This window comes from Streptomyces sp. YIM 121038 (genome assembly GCF_006088715.1).
In the GTDB taxonomy this organism is placed as follows: domain Bacteria; phylum Actinomycetota; class Actinomycetes; order Streptomycetales; family Streptomycetaceae; genus Streptomyces.
The window spans coordinates 467,045-484,074 of record NZ_CP030772.1 but is presented as its reverse complement, the minus strand read 5'-3'; the positions used below and the strand labels follow the sequence as shown (position 1 = coordinate 484,074).

Below are 17,030 nucleotides of genomic sequence, written 5' to 3'. Positions count from 1 at the left end.
ATCCGTAGGCGGTTGACGGATCATGTGTTCGCATCGGCCTTTTGTGGTCATTGCTAGTGATCTGTGCGGGTGGGCGTGGACGGTGCTGGGAGAGGCGGGACGGGGTTCCGTATCGACGGCGTGGGGCCGTGTCCTTGTCCTGCCGGGGGTGGTGATCCGGCGTGGCTGTGATCGGGAACGTCGCCGCGAGCCGCTACCACGAGTTGGTGGCCTCCTCGCTCCGTCAGGTCGAAGTCGAGTCCGCTGCGCAGTGGGCGCTCGGGGACGCGGCTTTGGAGATCGAGCCGATCCGGGAGTGGGGCGGTCACCTGCGGATAGGCGAGGGCGGGCAGCGGGTCGAGGACTCGCTGAAGTACTTCGCGGAGGACGTGGGGTTGTCGGCGGCGACTGTGCGGACGTACCGGTGGGTGGCGGCGAAGTGGCCGGCCGAGCATCGGGTGGCCGGGGTGTCCTGGGAGGTCCACAAGATCCTCGCCTCCGCCGACGAGCCGTTCGAGGTGATCGCGCACCCGCCGTTGAACGAGCGGACGGGGCGCTACTCGTGGGACGGGGACGCAGCGAAGCGGGCGGTCGGCTGGAAGACGTCGACGCCGGTCACGGTGGAGGAGAAGGTCGAGGCGGTCACGGAACTGGTACAGGACGAGGCGGTCGCCTGCCGGGTCGCGGTCGATCTCCTCAAACGCCGTGAGGTCGTGTTCGTGGCCATGCGGGACGGCGATGCCCGCTACATGGTGAACGAGGCGCAGTTCGAGCAGGCCGAGGCGGACGACGAGTTCGACGAGGAGTTCCAGGACGTCCTGGCGGCCGACGAGCTCGGTGGCGGGGAGGGGCAGGAGCGGTTCGACGATCCGGCGACCGTCGTGCGCCACTGGCACCGCCAGATGGAGTTCGTGGACCTGATAGCGGTCTGCCAGGGCTTCATCGCGGGCGCGACGCGGCTGGTGCCGAAGCTGAGGGGGCAGGAGTTCACCGAGCGCCAGCACGGGCAGGTCGGGTCAGTCCTGGAGAAGTTACGGGCAACGGCCGACTGGATCGAGACGGCCGTTGCGACGGGACAGACCGACCTCGACGAGGCCCTCGCGGCGTTGCTGCGGGGCGAGTAGTGGCCGCGCAGGGGCACCCCGCCCATGTCCACGGCGAGGCGGTGCGCAAGGCGCTGAGGGAGGCACGGCCGACCGGGGCCAGCCTGGTCCAGCTGTGCGGTTCGACGGGACGGACCCCGTGCCAGGTCTGGGCGGGGATCAAGTTCCTGCGGAAGGTCGCGGCGAAGGAGGGACTGCCGCCGGTGACCTACTCGAAAGCTGAGGGCTTCCAGCTCTCGGAGGACCCGGATATCTGGGTCGCCTACGAGCGGGCGATCTTTGCCACCCAGTTGCACCGGATCGCCAACGTGATCGAACAGGTTCTCGCTCCGCACGCGCGCCGCCAGCCCTCGGACGAGTGGGTGCGCCTGGCCCTGGAACAGCTCGGCGGGGCCAAGGCCACCTTCGAGGTCCTCACCCGTATGGAACGCTAGGAACAGGGCACTGGCGTGCGTGAACGCCGCTACCCCTCCGACACCACCGACGCCGAGTGGGAGTTGATCGCGCCGCTGTTGCCGCCACCGGCCGCGAGCCTGCCGACCGGCGGCCATCCCGAGGTCTACGACCGCCGCGACGTCGTGGACGGCATCCGCTACGTCAACCGGACCGGCTGCCAGTGGCGCGCGGTCCCCGCCGACTTCCCGCCCTGGCGGACCGTGTTCCGCTGGTTCAGCAAGTGGCACGCGGCCGGGGTCACCTCCCGGATCTGCGCCGTCCTGCACGAACAGGTGCGGTTGCGGGAGGGCAAGAACCCGCGGTCGGTGACCGTGGTGGTCGACTCCCAGACCATCAAGGCCGACGCCACCGTCCCCAGATCGACGACCGGCTACGACGCCGGGAAGAAGACGACGGGCCGCAAACGCCACCTGGCCGTCGACACACGAGGGCTGCCGGTGATGATGATGGTCACCCCAGCCAGCGTCCACGACGCCCACGCCGCCCGCGACTTCCTCTTCCGCCTCCGCCTGGCCCACCCCGAGGTCACCCTGGTCTGGGCCGACTCGGCCTACGGCGGCGAACTCGTCACCTGGGCCAAGGACCGCCTCCGCCTCACCCTCAAGACCGTCAACCGGCCACGGACGAAGGGCTTCGTGTTGTTACCGAAGAGGTGGGTGGTGGAGCGGAGCATTTCGTGGCTGATGAGATCCCGGAGAAACTGCCGTGACTACGAGAAGCTTCCCCGGCACTCTGAGGCCCACCTGGCCTGGAGCGTTATGGCCCTGATGACGCGTCGGCTGACGAAACCTGTGGGTGACTGGCGCGAGCCCAAACCCCCACCACCATCACCGGCCGGATCGCGGCGGATCAGACTGCGCCCTTGGACCGTCCGTCTCGCCCCCGCGTCACCGATCTGCTAGACCGCGCGGACCACGCGGGACTACGACGTCTCAGCAACGGCATCCGTACTGGAGAAACTCCGCGTCGTCGCAGGCACAGCCTTCCTCTCTCGACGGACACCAGCACCCACAGACGTGCTTCTCACCGATATCGGCCGGATCGGGCAGGCATGAACATGCACAGTCCGACTGACACGGCAGCCTGGCTTCCCGCAACCCCACATCGCTCATGACTTCATCAACGAGCCAGCCGCCCACCAATCACGCCAAGTAACGATCAAGAGAGGAAGCGGGACGGCTTCTCAACATGCGCTGGCACGAGGGCTGCACCGACAGCGGCAGGCTGTTCCGCGAGCTCCAGGAACGCGGCTACCGCGGCAGCAGCCGCAGTGTCCGGCGCTGGCTTGAGCCGCTCCGCTCGGCCAGGCGGATCAGCGGTTCCAGGCCCCCGTGCGCGATCAGGGTCGGGTCATCGAACGCGGCGGAGAGCTTCGCCGGAGCATGGGAAGATTGCACTTGGAAGATGCCTTGCTGTTCTTGCCTGATGTGGTCCTAGAGAAACCCCATCATCGCAGGCCACAAGGCATCTTCTCGTTCTCGGCCTTCACCCCGACCGGACACCAACCGGTGGATCCGGGCTGAGTGGAGAACGACCTACGCCAAGCGTTCTGGAGTGGAGGGAACCATCGCCCAGGCAACCCGCCGATGCGGCATCCGGCACGCTCGCTACCGAGGAGCGGACCGGACGCATCTTCAGCATGTCTTCACCGCACTCGCCCTGCATACGATCCGACTCGACGCCTGGATCACCGGAACACGACCAGCGGGCAGCTGGACCTCACGACTCAGCCACCTCCACCACGCGCTCACGAGCCCGGACTTGTGAATTGGCCAGCGAAGTCGGTGGTGTGGACACTCCGACATGGATCTTGTTGATCCGGGGGAAGGGTGTCCTGGTGGGACGTAAGTCTCCGAGTCCGGAGGAGTTCAGGAAGCGCATCGGTCCCCCCGAACGAGCGTGCTGTGGTCGGCACCTCACAGGCTACGCCGCGGGGACCGATGTTGTATTCAGCGGACAGCTACCGGGGATCCACCGACTTTTGAATGACCTTCCAGGTGTCGTCGGCTGTCAGAAGTTCAGGACGACGCAGCCGCCCGCACCAGCCCCGCCTGCTCCGCCGATGTCGTGGGTGTTGCCCGGAGCGCTTCCGCTGTTACGGCCACCGCTGCCGTTGCTGCCGCCGCTGGCTCCGGCACCACCAGGGCCGGGGGTGTGGCCGTAGCCGACTCCGCCTCCGCCTCCGCCTCCGCCTCCGCCTCCGACGGCGCCGCACTCGGCTGGTGGTGCCAGGCCCGGTGCCCCGCCGTTACCGCCAGCGTTGCTGTTCCCGCCTCCTGCGCCGTCACTGCCGCGCTTGCCGATACCGGTACCTGTGGTGTCCGCGCCGTAGCAGCGGGTGACACCGGCGCTGGCGGGGGAAATGCCTCCCAGCCCACCGGGGGCACCGCTGCCGCTGTTCCGTGCGCTGCCGCCGTTGCCGCCACCACTGCCGGCACCGCCGACACCGGGCGAGAGAAGGGTTCCGCGGATGCCGGCGACCGCGCCGCCGCCACCACCACCCCCGGGGTTAGTGAAGCCGGGGATGCCGCCTCCGCCTCCGGCACCCGTGCCGCCACCGGAGGCGGAGACGGCGGCAAAGGTCGCCTCGCCGAAGACGAAACCGGAAGTGCCGCCTCCCCGTCCCGCACGGCCACCGACGCCAGCGCCGGAACTGGGCCACGAGCTGACTCCGCCTCCGGCCCCGGCACCCCCGCCACCGACGGTGATGCGGACCGTCCTGGACTGACCGGGCCCGAAGGACTGGCGGCAGTTCGACAAGGCGCTGCCTCCCTGCCCGCCTCCGCCCCCACCCCCGGCAGAGGAATCGAGCCCCTCGCCTCCGCCTCCGGCCCCGCCCCCGCCCCCGCCGTACACGGAGACGGTGAAGAAGACGATGCTCTGGAGCATGGTGCACTCGTAGGTGCCGGGTTTGTTAAAGACCTTGGGACAGGCGGGGGCCGCGTGGGCGGGGGTGGCCAGGGTCAGGGGCAGGGCGGTGCCGAGCAGGCTGAATGCGGCCAGTGACGCTCTGACCACGGTGGAACGCGGATGACGCCTCATGATTAGTTACCTCCCAGAAGCAGAACGGGCAGGGCACAGCGCAGAGGGCGGGACGGGCCCCGTGGAGGCGACGCGGGGGCAGGGGCCTCGTCTGTTTCGTGCTGCTTCCTGCCCACCGGCCGCAGAGACAGCCCCGGCCCCTTACAGCCGATCACAGCAGACAGTTTCCGGCCACACCACACACACCGGCCAGCCCCCACACCCGGCGCACCACAGCACACCCCCGCGCACGACACCAGCCCTGCGGGAAAATACAACAGCACTGAAAACTCATGAGACCAGCGCGGCATCAAGGGACCCGGGAACAAGAACCCTGCGCCCCTCCATCCCCGCTCTGGGCCGTTCTTGGTCGTTAGGAGATACGCCCGAAAGGGCCCCGCGGGGCCCTTTCGGGCGTATCTCCAACCACCTTCCTGAGAATGGGGTGCACCCCAACGCCGGCGAGGCGGAAGAGCCCGCCGGTGGGCGGCCTGGCCAGGCGGGGGCGCGCAGGAGTGCTTGAGGGGCGTGGGGGTACGTGCCATAGGTCAGGGCCTGAGCCCCGGAGATGACACCGTATGACGGGCATGTAAGTGCTGACCCCTTTGCCCGCTCGATCAGCGCCTTCGAGTCGCTGACACGCATTTTGTCAGGCGAGATGGCGGTCGGCTGGACCCACGCCGGGGTGTGTCAATTTAACGGCCCTGTCTCGCTTTCGGTGGTGACGGAACGTGCTGCTATCCGAGGAGGATGCGGTGGCGAAGCAGGGTGAAGCCTGCTCGTCCGTGCATCTGGCGCGCGATCCGTTTCGTCTTGGTGTTGACGCCCTCGGTGGGGCCATTGCTGTACGGAAGTGTGAGTCCGGCGATCACGGCGTCGATGTCCCGGTCCAGGCCCCGGGTGGAGGCGTGCAGGTGGGGCAGGTAGGGTGCTCGGACTTCGGTGATCCAGCGCGTGAGTGCGTCGGCGTTCTCGGCGTGTGACGTAAGGAGCGGAGCGAAGTCCCTGATAGCGGTGGCTAGTTGGGTCATCTCAGGGCAGGCGGAGGTGAGCTTGGCCAGGAGCTCGTGTTGCTCAGCCTTGAGGTTGTCGGGCCTGGTCAGCAGCATCCGGGCGAGCCGACGCGGGGAGATATGACTGCGGTCGGCGTCCGCGCGGCCTTGGTTGATGTACTTGTGCAGGAAGTTGAGGCAGCCCGTGAAGCCGAGGGCTTTGATCTCTTCGAAGAGGTGCTTGACGGGGGCGCCGGGGTCCTCGGCCCGGCGTTTACGCAGGTGCTCGCGGTAGGGATCGACCAGGCTGGCACGGTATTTGGGGACGCGGAGCATCCGCTCGGGCTATGGCGTAGCTGATGGTGTGCTTATTGATCTTGGTCGTGACCTGGTATTGCTCGGTTCTACTGGGCGGTTAGTTCGTTGTGGCGGGGCAGGGCTCCGTGGGGCCGGAGTGTGGGCGGCCGGGCGGATCTGGGTTGAGCTGGGTGTTTGATGTTGCGCAGCGCGCTGAGCGGGGTGGTGGCTTTTGCTCAGTGGGATTGGTGCGTCTATAGGTACCGGTGCTGGCTGGCTGTGTGAGGGCTGGAGCGGCGTGGGGTGCGGGCTGGATCAGCGGGTGGTGAGGCGTTGCCAGAGCACGTCGTGGTCGGCGGGTGCTAGGCGGGGCAGGTGGAGGCGGCTGGCGAGGTGGTGGAGGAAGGCGGCCTGCTGAGTGTGTGTCAGCAGGGAGCGGAGGGGGAGGCGGTCGAGGGCTGTGGCGAGGGTGAGGGTTTCGGGGTAGGTGATCAGGTTCCGGCAGGTCAGGGCGGGGGAGGCGGGGCCGTGCGTGAGGTGGGGATTGGCGGTGGCGAGCTGGTGGAGGCGGGTGCGCCAGCGGTTGTGGAGGTGCTGGTGGTGGTCGTACCAGCGGGTGGTGATCGTGGTTGCCCAGCTCAGGGAAGGCGTGGTGGGTGGCCGGCGGGCGGTGAGGCGGGCGTGGGCGAGCTCGGGCAGGGTGCGGATGTTGAGGGGGATGCGTTGTCGGGGGTCGCTGGAGGCTTGCTGGTGGCGGGGGCAGATCATGGCCCGGGGCAGGCCGGGGGCGGGGTGGATCCACGCGGTGGGGGTGGTGTGGTGGGGCGGGCGGCGCAGGGGGCAGGTGGTGCAGGCCGGCAGTGGCTGCACTGCGGGGGCGAGGGGCTGCCAGCGGGCGGTGGCGGTGTGGGTGGTGGCGATGGCGGCGGGAGGGGGCCGGCGGGTCAGGGCGCGGTCGAGGTGGGCGGGCGGGATGCGGGTGAAGGCGGCCAGGCGGCGGGCGGCTTCGCAGCTGTAGTGGAGTTCGGTGGCGTGTGGGGCGGCGGGGGTGCCGGTGGCGGTGATGTGGAGCCCGTCGAGGAGGTGGATGGGGGAGAGGTGGTAGGCGGCGGCGAGGCGGGTGAGGTAGGAGGCTGCCGTTTCGCGGGGCAGCGGCCGTACGCGCAGCGCGCCGGGCGGGCTGGGCCACATCGTGCGGGGCCGCGCCGCGGGTGCGGGGCGGGGCCGGGCGGGGGCGGTCACCGGCCGGGCCGGGTACGGCGGGCCAGGGCGCGGGGCCGGTAGTGCTCTTCGGCGAGGTGGTCCAGCGCGATGGTGTCCAGCAGGGTCTTGGTGATGCGCTCGGTGCCGTCGCAGATGGCTTCGATGGCGGCCTGGCGGATCAGGCGTGAGAGGCTGCCGATGCGTCCGGCGGTCCGCTCGTGCAGGTAGGGCGCCAGCCGGGGCAGGATGCCCGGCCGGTGCGCGGTGAGGTCCAGGGCCCCTTCCAGAGCAGCGAGCAGCTCGCGGTGGCCGGCACGGGCGGGCAGCGCCCCGCAGTCGATCAGAGAGGCCCGCCCGGCCAGCTGCGCGCCGCGTACTCCGCTGAAAACGGCGCTGGTGGTGACGTCGATGCCCGCGTAGACGAACGTAGCGCCGATACGTTCGGTGAGGTCCTTGAGCCAGTCGGCGGCCTCCGCGCCGCTGGAGGTGCGCGGGTTGAGCCGGTGGATCTCGTCGATCAGCACGAGTGTGACGCCGGCCGCGGTGTAGGTGTGGCAGACGGCGGTCGTGATCTGTGCGGTGGTCATGCGGCCGGTCACGGGGATGCCGAGGTAGCGGGCGAACTCGGCGGCCAGGGTCTTGGCGGTGGCACCGGGCGGCACCAGCACGTAGGCGACGGGCACCCGGTCGTCGCCCGGGGCAGCGCGACGGGTGTGGGCCAGGTGGCAGGTACGGCCGACCTGGAGCAGCGCGGTGGTCTTGCCGGTGGTGGCCGGACCGGTGACGATCAGCGATGGCCGTGCGGTGGCCTGCTGGTGTTGGCCCAGGATCATCAGGGTGCGGACCTGGCGAGCCAGGGATTCGATGGCCGGGGTGCGCACGGTGACGAACTGCGAGTGGTAGGCCAGGCGTTCCTCCGCCGAGCGGGGTGCCTGGCCCGGCTGCGGCGGCGTGGGGGGTGCGGCGTGGGCGAACCGGGCGAAGGCGTCGAACGTCGTCACCGTGCCCGTGGCTGCCTCCCCGTCGTCCGGGAGCGAAGGGCGGGCAGGGATCACCACAGTTCGGCCTCCTGGTCGGCGTCGTACAGCGTCAGCGCGCCGCTTCCCGGCAGCGTGAGTGCGCCGGACGCATCGGTGCTGGCCCTGTCGTCCCGGGCGGCATGGGATCGGGCGTCCAGCGCCTCCAGGCTGTCCTCCGCCTGCGTTGCGGCCCCCGCCGCAGTGCGGTGCGGCGCCGCCGGTTCGCCGCCTGCTGCCTGAAAGACCGCGTTGCCGGCGCGTGTGCCCGGCGTCGCGCAGGGCGGTGCGGGGGGTGCCGGGGCGGTGGGCCGGGTGTGGCGCAGGATCTGGTCGGCGGCCTCGGCGAGGGCGGCTTCGTGTGCCCCGTGTTCGGCGCGCTGCTCAAGGGTGGCGCGCAGGTGGCGCCAGGTGGTCTCGCTCATGGGCGCGTGGACGTGGTCGCGGTGGATCCACGGGATCTCGTGCAGGTGTCCGTCGGGCAGGCGAAGGTAGATCTGGCGGACGTCGTGCGGGTTGAGGTGGACCTCCCACTTGCCGCCGGGGCCGGTGGGCGAGGGCCGTCCGCGGTGCTCGTTGAGGACGGCATGATCGTAGGTGCGGTAGTTGATGCGGATGCCGCGGCCGGTGACCGGGTGGAAGCGCACCGGCAGCAGTTCCGTGTAGTCGGCTCCGGTCAGGGGCAGCGGCACGTAGCCGCTCGCGCCCAGCAGCGCTCCCCACATCTCGCCCGGGGACAGTGCCTTCTTGGGCAGCAGGGGGTGGCGCAGCCCGTCGTGGGGGCGGTGCTGCCAGCACGCGGTGATCCACTCGTCCAGCAGTTCCTGCAGCTGGGCCACGCTGAAGCGGGCTTCGTCGTCCGCCATCTCGCCGCGCTGCAGGATGTGGGAGCCGGTGTAGCCGGTGACGTGCTGGGCGAAAAGGGTGTTGATGCTGCCGAAGGTCCGTTCCACGGCGCCCTTGTCCCGAGTCGTCGACTGCACCCGATGCGAACGGTCGGCCCGGAGTTGTGAGGGTGACGCACCCGTTCCATCCGTTGTTCGGGCGCGAGTTCGCTTTCGTTGACCGTCGTGTGGCCTGGGACGCGGACCGGGTCGCGGTCCGAGGCGAGGACGGGGTGGTGATGTCCCTGCCTGCGGCGTGGACGGACATCGACCTGGTGGACCCGGTCGTGGTGATCGCGGCGGGACGTTGCCCGTTGCGGCTCGTGGATCTGCTGGCGGTGGGGGACCTGGTGGATGCGCTCCGCGCTGGTGGTGTCGGTGGGTTGACGCCGTGAGCGTCAGGCGATTGATGCCGCTCCCGCCCGCCGGAATAGCGTACGTCCTGGTCGGGGGAGCATGCGGGCGCGCGCTGCACCTGCTGCTTTCGCTCCTATGCGCCGTGCTGAAGGGCTTGGCCAGGTGGTGGGGCGGCGGGATTGTGCCGACAGGAGTCCGGACTGGGAGGTGGCACGGTGGTGGCAGCAGCGGATCCCAAGGTGACGGCGCTGGCGGCGTCCAGGTCGCTGAACCCGTGCCCGGAGTTGGTGACCGACGCGGAGTTTCTGGCCTCGCCGTTCTGCGATCCACGCGATGTGGTGCAGGTCAAGTACGAGATGGTGCGCCGAGTGAGGGTCGACAAGGTGTCGGTCGCCGAGGCGGCCCGCGCGTTCGGCTACTGCCGCCAGACGTTCTACGAGATCGCTGCCGCGCTCGATGCCGGCGGCCCGATGGCACTGGTGCCGGGCAAGCCCGGTCCGAAGGGGCCGCGCAAGCTGACCGAGGCGGTCATGACCCGTGTCGAGGAGTGGACCCGCGACGCCCCGGTGCCCGGTGCCAGGGCTCTGGCGGTGCGAGTCGAGGCCGAGTTCGGGTTCACCGTCCACCCCCGGTCGATCGAGCGGGCTCTGGCCCGCCGACGGGAGGCTCAGGAGGACGGGGATACCAGAGCCCGGTCCTGGACCGGGCTCTGCTACCGGGTCTGTTGACCTGGCCGGCGAGTACGAGTTGCTGCGCCAGGCAGCCGGACGGCGTGCGGGTCATCGCCGCGGGCTGGCCGTGCTCGTGGACAAGGGCATGGTCGCGTTCCTCACGGTCGCCGCGGCCCTGTCACCTCGCGTTCCGCGGGCACCCGTGCCGCCCACGACGCCGGATGCGGTCTGTGGTCTGGAGCCGGAGGTCGTCCGCATCTGGGCGTCCATGGTGCTGGCGCATGCTCCCTGACCTGCCTTTTCGCCGGAGTTAGCGATGACTGACGTGCTGTTCGGCCCCGCGCTCAAAGTGACCGCCGGGCATCTCGCGCGGGACGCGTACCTGTACGTCCGCCAGAGTTCGCTCAAGCAGGTCCTCAACAACACCGAGTCAGCGGTGCGGCAGTACGCCCTCAGGGGACGGGCCGTCGCTCTCGGCTGGCCGTAGGACCGGATCATCGTGATCGACACCGATCAGGGCCAGTCCGGGGCTTCGGCGGCGGATCGGGAAGGCTTCCAGCGGCTGGTCACCGAGGTCGGCATGGGGCATGCCGGGATCGTGCTCGGGCTGGAGGTGTCCCGGCTCGCGCGGAACAATACCGACTGGCATCGGCTCCTCGAACTGTGCGCCATGGCCGGCACTCTGATCCTGGACGAGGACGGCCTCTATGACCCCTGCGACTTCAATGATCGTTTGTTGCTCGGCCTCAAAGGGACCATGTCCGAGGCCGAGTTGCACCTGCTCAAGGGCCGTCTTCGCGGCGGGCAGCTGTCCAAGGCCCGGCGCGGGGAGCTGATCAGCCCCCTGCCGATCGGGCTGGTCTATGACCTGTCCAACAAAGTCGTCCTCGACCCGGATGCCGCCATCGTGAAGGCCATCACCCTGGTCTTCGAGCGGTTCGACACCACCGGCTCGGCCACCGGCGTGGTCAAGTCCTTCAACCACGACGGGTTGAAACTGCCCCGCCGCCTGGCCTCCGGCCCCAATAAAGGCACCGTGGTCTGGGCGCCGATCGCGCACTCGCGGGTGCTGCAGATCTTGCACAACCCCCGCTATGCGGGTGCCTTCGTCTATGGCCGCCACGGCCACAGACTGGGCGCGAGCGGCAAGATGGGATCACAACTCCTGCCCCGTGACGAGTGGTTCGCGCTGTTCCCCGATGCCCACGTCGGATACATCAGCTTCGAGAAGTACGGGGCCAACCAGGCCAAACTGACCGCGAACTGCACCGCCCACGGGCAGGAACGCGAAGCCGGCCCGCCCCGGGAAGGCCCAGCCCTGCTGCAGGGCGCGGTGGTCTGCGGGATCTGCGGCAACCGCATGACCGTCCGCTACCACCAGCGCAAACACGGCCTCGAACCTGAATACAACTGCCAGGCCCAAGGCATCGAATACGGCGGCTCGATCTGCCAGCGCATCCCCGGCGCCGGCGTCGATGCCGCAGTGGGACGCCTCCTGGTCGAAGCCCTCACCCCGCTGGCGATCGAGGCCGCCCTCGCGGTCGCTGAAGAACTCACCATCCGGGCCGCCGAAGCCGACCGGCTGCGTCAGGCCGGCGTCGACCGCGCCCGCTACCAGGCCGACCTCGCCCGCCGCCGTTACCTCGCCGTCGACCCGGACAACCGCCTCGTCGCCCAGAGCCTGGAGGCCGACTGGAACACCGCCTTGCGCGAGCTGAACGACGCCACCGACGCCTACGAACAGGCCAAAGCCACAGGCGGCTCACCACTCGATGACACTCTGGTCCGCGATGACGAGCAGATCACCGCACACGTCCGGCTCCGCGGCGGCCAGGCCCACACCCTGACCATGCCGGCCCCCCTCACCTCCTGGCAGATCCGCCAGACACCTCCCGGCGTCGTCGCCGCCGTCGACCAGCTCCTGGACGAGCACACCGACGGCCAGATCGCCGCGATCCTTACCGCCAAGGGCCACGTCAGCGGCACCGGACAACCCCTTCAACCCCGGATGGTCCAGAACATCCGCCGGGCCTACGGCCTGCGCAGCCACCCGCAGCGGCTCGCCGACCAGGGCATGGCCAGCCTGCGCGAGATCGCCCGCCGGCTCGGAGTCTGTCTGAGCACCGTCCAGAACTGGCGCAACCGCGGTCTGCTGACCGGCCGCGTCGCCAACGACAAAGGCGAGTACTTCTACTACCTGCCCCGCCCGGCCTCCAGCGACCTCGCGTCGGCCGACCACCGAAGACCCCAACACCCATCGAATCAACCGGAAGAGACGCAGTATGAAGCACGAGGTTTCTCCGCGGGCGAGCGTGGGTGGCAGGGCTGGAAGTTGATCTCCAGAGCCCGGCAGGCGGCCCGGAAGTTCTCCGAGATGAACGCCTTGCCCCGGTCGCAGACGATGGTCTCCGGGATAATCACCGGCCGGGCCGCCGCGTGCTCCAACCGCTCGTCCAAGGACAGCAGTCTGCGGTGCGGCAGGACCGAGCGGGACATCTTCAGTGCGTCAGACCAGCCGGGCCGCATCGTCTCCGGGGTCAGAGCACGGGCCAGCAGCAGCGAGGCGTCCACCGACTTCATGGTCGGCCGCACGACCGCGGCGGCGATGGTGCGGGTGGCGACATCGACCAGGCCGCAGAGCTCGACCCTGCCGGGCACCCCCTCATCCAGCCGCACCAGCACGTCCAGCGGGGTGGCGTCGATCTGCATCAACTCGCCCGGCGCCGCGACCTGCTCGTAACGGAACGGCCCCTCCGGCTGGTTGGCCAGGGACTGGCGGGTGCGGGCCGACCCGGTCACCGGGACGCCGCCGGACAGCTTCGCGAACAGGTGGTAGAACGTCGCCCGCGACGGCATCTCCACCACCAGCACCGCGTACTTGTCCCCGACCTGGTCAGCACCGGTGAACAGCAGCTGAGGTTCGGCGAACACCTCCCGCAAGGCATCCGCCACCGAGGCCCGGTGGCAGCGCAGGTGGCGATAGCGCGCCAGCCAACGCAAGTTCGTCCGGAACGTCTGATCCAAGTCGCCGACCAGCCGAAACTGCCACCCCACCCTCGCGCAGACCTCCGCGGTGAACGCGAAGACCTCGGCGGCCTCCTCGTCGACGAGACCCTCCGGCCGGACATCGACCACCACACCGGTGCCATCGGCCAGCCGTGCGAAGTAGTCGGGAGTGTGCCGGTGATCCCGATCGCCGTCCCACCAGGACAGGCAGAACGGCTGCGAGGCCAACGCCACCACCGAAGGGTCGAAATCCAGAGCCATCGCGGCATCCCGCTCGACCCACGACTCGTAACCCACCAGGTCACGCGAGGACGCCGCCCAGTACTCACCCGTGAAGTTCTTCTGCCCCTCGAACGCGATGAACTTCCTCACCGGGGCAGCACGCTCAAAGGGCTCGTCCCAGCAACGGGCCAGCGATCCCAGCCGTTCGACCCCGTCGACGCCGACGAAACCCACCTGCGCGTCTGGCGCGTACTCCCAGGCGGACCCCGACCTCACCGGCTCGCTCACGGCCACCTACCTCGATGCCCTCGCTGTCAGCGTCGGCCACCCAATACGCGGCCATGCCCCGGAGCTGCAAGGCATCCCCCCATCGAGCGACCGCCCGTTCCGTACACCGCGAGAACCAGATCAATTGAGACCACAAGCGAATCGGACCAGATCACCTGAGACGGGGGCCAGGTGGACGAAGGCGGAACATCACAGTCCAACGCACCACCGCCCGCGAGTGTCCCGTCTCATTTGATCTAGCTCTCGATCGAGGCTCTGAGCAGGCATGATGCATCGTCCGGTGAGACGCGGTGATGCTGGTGTCGCAGTTCATCGTGTCCGCCAGGTGTTGATGCATGGCTTTGCCTCAGAGGACGTTCATACTGCTGACGTGCGGGTTTGGCTGTTTCGTCGGCCGTCCGAGGTGGGCTTATTGATACCTTTCACTCCGAATGTTGAGGGGTATCGCTTGCCGCGGGGCTCGCGTGTCGTCCCGTTCTGCCCCGAGAGCTCCTGTCCGGTTCGAATATGCGCGGCATTGCCCTCCTCGGTCACTCGGACGAGCGATATACGGGCGCTAACTCCCGGTCGTATCAGTACTGTCATGACGACGCAGCCGCCCCGCAAGTCCTACCCGAGTGATCTGTCCGATGCCCGCTGGGAGTTGATGGAGCCGACGCTGAGCGCCTGGCGGGCCGAGTGGCAGAAGACCTCGCTCCATCTCGGCGGCAAACTCGCCGACCTGCGCGAAGTCATGAACGCGATACTCTACGTCAACCGCACCGGCATCCCCTGGCGCTACCTGCCGCACGACTTCCCCGCGCACACCACCGTCTTCTCCCACTTCAGTGCCTGGACCACCGACGGCACCATCGAGAAGCTCGGCATCCGTCTGCACCGCCTCGTGCGTGAACAGGAGGGACGCAAAGCCGAGCCGACCGCCTGCGCGATCGATGCCCAGAGCGTCAAACCGCCTCCAGCGTGCCCACGAGCACCCAGGGAATCGACGCCGGGAAGAAGATCGTCGGCCGCAAGCGCAGCATCGTCGTCGACACCCTCGGCTTGTTGCTGCTGGTCATGGTCACCGCGGCCAGCGTCTCCGACAACGAGGCCGGCAAGCAGCTCCTGACCCACCTCGCGGTCGACCACCCCCACCGTCACCAAGGCCTGGGTCGACACCGGCTACAAGAACCAGGCCACCGAATACGGCGCCGCCCTCGGCATCGACGTGGACGTCGTCCCCAGGAACACCCAGGTCAAAGGCTTCTCGGTGACCCCGCGGCGCTGGGTGGTCGAGATGGGTCAAGCACACTGCACCTATGAATGTGGATGCGTCAGTTCGTCGGTGCTATCTGCCCAGAGTCGGCGGCTGTACCAGCCGGGCGGACGGGTGCGTCGTTCGTGGAGCACGGCGAGTTCGGCCTGGTCGGCATGAGCGATGACGCGGTAGGGATGCCGGGTCTCTTTGCGGATGGTGAGCCATCCGCAGCGGATCCACGAGTGCAGGGTGCCCATGGGCATGTCGAGTTCGTCAGCGAGCTGATCCAGCCACCACTCGTCGGGCCCGGGCTCTTCACCAGGTGGGGCAAGGCGGCGAGGCTGGACTCGGTCCGGCATGCAGCCGAGCCGCCGCATGAGTGCGCGAACGGTGGGCTCGGTGATCCGTTTCCCGCGTTTGGCCGGACGGAAGCCCTCAGCCTCCAAGTGACGGGTGATGGCAGTGGAACGGGCGCCCTGGCCAGCTAGTTCACGCACTCGGGCGGCGAGCTGAGGGTAGTAGGAGAGCTGCTCGAGGCCTTGGACCGGGCGGACGAGCTCGCCGGAGGTGGTCGCGCCTCCGGCCCAGACAAGCATGGCCTGCACACGTTCGGTGGTGCCGATCACCGTGATGACGACCTTGTCGACGATCGCGCGGACGGTCTCCTTGCGGTCCGTGATCGTGGTCGTCCTCGCATGCCACAGGCCGTCGATGTCGCTGGCCAGGGCGGTGATGGTCTGCCGTTCGGCAGCCGTGAGCACGCGTGGGCTGGTGCGGGTGAAGCGTTCGTGGTCCTCCCTCAGCTTCTGCTGGGCGGCCAGGGCCGTCTCCCATTCCTTCTCCAGCTGGCGCACGACCAGGCGGTTCTCGGGTTCGGCGAGGTGGTAGCAGCGGCGGGCCCGGTCGGCCTCGTACTCGGCCCGCTCCAGCTTCTGCGACCACAGCTTCTCCAGCTCGGCCCGCTCGGCAACCACCTGGTCGGCAGCGTCCAGGGACACCTCGACCGCGGCAGGGGTAAGTGCGATGAGGACCTGCTGTTCGACGAAGGCGTCCACGCAGGCGGCGTTCAGCAGTTGGCAGGTCTTGTCGGCTCCGTAATTGGTCACCTCCCGCACGCACATGTACTCGGGCAGGTTGTGGCCGTGCTGGGTGTGGTAGCGCACGGTCATGCGCCTGCCGCAGCGTCCGCAGAAGACCAGTCCGGCGGCGAGTGCGGGCCCGCTTCGGACGGCGCAGGTGGCCTCGGCGCGGGCCCGGTTGGCGGCCAGTCTCGCTTCGTTGGCCTCAAACTGGGTGATGGTGATGTAGGCAGGGAGCACGTTCGGGATCATCACGAGCCACTCGTCGCGGGCCTGGACGACCCGCCCGGTGCCGGGACGGGCGGGGTCCTTGCGGCGCGGGTCGACCCGGCGCCGACCGTAGGCGTAGATGTCGGCGTAGGCGGGGTTGTGCAGCAAGGTCTGCAGCGTCATCCGGTTCGGCCTCCGCCACTCCAGGGTGCCCTTGTCCGGTCCCTCCCGCAGCCGGATGCCCAGCTGGATGTCGTGGCGGACGAGGTAGCGGAGCATACCGTGCAGGGTCCCGATCCGCTCGAACTGCGCGAAGAGCAGATAGATGACGGTCTGGACCTGCTCGTCCGGGTCGAAGCCCACCTCACCGGAGGGGAGGCGGACATAGCCGCTGGACAGCGGGAAAGCGAGCTCGCCGCGGCGGGCCTTGTTCAGGCGTCCGTTCCACATCCGCTGCTTGATCAGATGGAGTTCGGCCTCGCTGATCGTCCCCTTGAGACCGAGGACGAGGCGGTCGTTGTAGTCGGCCGGGTCATAGACTCCGTCGAGATCGGCCAGGAGGGCACCGGACAGGGCGCACAGCTCGATCAGCTGATACCAGTCCTTGCCCGAGCGGGCCAGGCGGGACATCTCGATGCCCAGGACGAGGCCGACGTGGTCCAGGCCGATCTCAGTGACCAGCCGCTGAAAGCCTGTCCGGGCCACCGCACTCGTCGCGGACATCGCCAGATCGTCGTCGATGACCAGCACCCGGTCCGCCTCCCAGCCCAGCGCGACGGCCCGGTCCTTCAACGCGTACTGCAGCCGCGTCGACTCCTGGTGGCTGAGAACCTGCTGCCGCGTGGACTGCCGGACATAGACCACCGCCAACCGCTGCAGGTGACGGTCACATACCTTGCTGTTAGCCCTCTCCCAGGGCATCACCGCCGTCACGGCCGACCCCGCTCATCCGGCGCTATCACACGGCCGACCAGCCTCACCAACTGCTGAACGACCACTTGCCGGTTCA

At 69.0% G+C, this 17,030-nt stretch carries 13 protein-coding genes and 4 pseudogenes; 10 read left to right on the top strand and 7 right to left on the bottom strand.

All coding sequences use genetic code 11. The annotated features are described in order from the left end of the window. The first annotated feature begins 161 nt into the window (after positions 1-161). From C9F11_RS44925 to C9F11_RS44915, 3 genes are read left to right on the top strand one after another with little or no spacing between them, the layout of a single operon-like run. Complete coding sequence (locus C9F11_RS44925) at positions 162-1,103, top strand: DUF6192 family protein (RefSeq protein WP_138967907.1); 942 nt, start codon at positions 162-164, stop codon at positions 1,101-1,103. Further along, on the top strand, positions 1,103-1,516 hold the full coding sequence (locus tag C9F11_RS44920) for a hypothetical protein (protein ID WP_138967905.1): 414 nt from the start codon (positions 1,103-1,105) through the stop codon (positions 1,514-1,516). The genes C9F11_RS44925 and C9F11_RS44920 overlap by 1 nt, the downstream gene beginning before the upstream one ends. A gap of 15 nt (positions 1,517-1,531) precedes the next feature. Next, entirely contained in the window at positions 1,532-2,440 is a 909-nt protein-coding gene (locus tag C9F11_RS44915; protein ID WP_138967903.1) for an IS5 family transposase, read from the top strand. Between the two features lie 348 nt (positions 2,441-2,788). Here the strand turns inward: C9F11_RS44915 and C9F11_RS47940 are convergent, their stop codons facing one another. Beyond that, positions 2,789-2,935 (bottom strand): hypothetical protein, encoded by a 147-nt coding sequence (locus C9F11_RS47940; RefSeq protein ID WP_171076214.1) that lies wholly within the window; start codon positions 2,933-2,935, stop codon positions 2,789-2,791. A 49-nt stretch (positions 2,936-2,984) separates the two neighbouring features. Here C9F11_RS47940 and C9F11_RS44910 point away from each other — a divergent pair, with 49 nt between their 5' ends. Further along, positions 2,985-3,305: a transposase gene (locus C9F11_RS44910; protein ID WP_138968816.1), complete on the top strand. Its 321-nt coding sequence runs from the start codon at positions 2,985-2,987 to the stop codon at positions 3,303-3,305. Positions 3,306-5,296: 1,991 nt separating this feature from the next. Here C9F11_RS44910 and C9F11_RS44895 read toward each other — a convergent pair. From C9F11_RS44895 to C9F11_RS44880, 4 genes and pseudogenes are all read right to left on the bottom strand, one after another. Next, positions 5,297-5,896: pseudogene (locus tag C9F11_RS44895) on the bottom strand (transposase); the annotation flags it as partial. A gap of 267 nt (positions 5,897-6,163) precedes the next feature. After that, positions 6,164-7,090 (bottom strand): TniQ family protein, encoded by a 927-nt coding sequence (locus C9F11_RS49825; RefSeq protein WP_138968222.1) that lies wholly within the window; start codon positions 7,088-7,090, stop codon positions 6,164-6,166. Continuing rightward, on the bottom strand, positions 7,087-8,052 hold the full coding sequence (locus C9F11_RS44885) for a TniB family NTP-binding protein (RefSeq protein WP_138968814.1): 966 nt from the start codon (positions 8,050-8,052) through the stop codon (positions 7,087-7,089). Before C9F11_RS44885 ends, C9F11_RS49825 begins: the two co-directional genes overlap by 4 nt. 50 nt (positions 8,053-8,102) lie before the next feature. Beyond that, positions 8,103-9,050 carry a hypothetical protein gene (locus C9F11_RS44880; protein WP_249402351.1) on the bottom strand — a complete coding sequence of 316 codons (948 nt, stop codon included), beginning with the start codon at positions 9,048-9,050 and terminating at the stop codon, positions 8,103-8,105. A 32-nt stretch (positions 9,051-9,082) separates the two neighbouring features. On the opposite strand from C9F11_RS44880, the gene C9F11_RS44875 reads away from it, so the two are divergent. From C9F11_RS44875 to C9F11_RS50030, 5 genes and pseudogenes are all read left to right on the top strand, one after another. Then, positions 9,083-9,346 (top strand): DUF5372 family protein, encoded by a 264-nt coding sequence (locus C9F11_RS44875; protein WP_249402350.1) that lies wholly within the window; start codon positions 9,083-9,085, stop codon positions 9,344-9,346. A 180-nt stretch (positions 9,347-9,526) separates the two neighbouring features. Then, positions 9,527-10,036 (top strand): helix-turn-helix domain-containing protein, encoded by a 510-nt coding sequence (locus tag C9F11_RS44870; RefSeq protein WP_249402349.1) that lies wholly within the window; start codon positions 9,527-9,529, stop codon positions 10,034-10,036. A gap of 70 nt (positions 10,037-10,106) precedes the next feature. Next, positions 10,107-10,271, top strand: coding sequence for a hypothetical protein (locus C9F11_RS47935; RefSeq protein ID WP_171076213.1), 165 nt, complete (start codon positions 10,107-10,109; stop codon positions 10,269-10,271). 24 nt (positions 10,272-10,295) lie between these two features. Then, complete coding sequence (locus C9F11_RS49355) at positions 10,296-10,466, top strand: hypothetical protein (protein WP_249402348.1); 171 nt, start codon at positions 10,296-10,298, stop codon at positions 10,464-10,466. A 12-nt stretch (positions 10,467-10,478) separates the two neighbouring features. Beyond that, a pseudogene (locus C9F11_RS50030) lies at positions 10,479-11,405 on the top strand (recombinase family protein); the annotation flags it as partial. A gap of 869 nt (positions 11,406-12,274) precedes the next feature. Here C9F11_RS50030 and C9F11_RS49350 read toward each other — a convergent pair. Beyond that, a pseudogene (locus C9F11_RS49350) lies at positions 12,275-12,841 on the bottom strand (transposase family protein); the annotation flags it as partial. Positions 12,842-14,078: 1,237 nt separating this feature from the next. Here C9F11_RS49350 and C9F11_RS44855 point away from each other — a divergent pair. Beyond that, a pseudogene (locus tag C9F11_RS44855) lies at positions 14,079-14,771 on the top strand (IS5 family transposase); the annotation flags it as partial. A gap of 20 nt (positions 14,772-14,791) precedes the next feature. Here C9F11_RS44855 and C9F11_RS44850 read toward each other — a convergent pair. Next, entirely contained in the window at positions 14,792-16,885 is a 2,094-nt protein-coding gene (locus tag C9F11_RS44850; RefSeq protein ID WP_249402410.1) for a recombinase family protein, read from the bottom strand. Positions 16,886-17,030: the final 145 nt, after the last annotated feature.

What these genes read in the sequence shown, in the direction of transcription:
- C9F11_RS49355 (WP_249402348.1), top strand. Translation starts at nt 10,296, where the DNA reads ATGACTGACGTGCTGTTCGGCCCCGCGCTCAAAGTGACCGCCGGGCAT.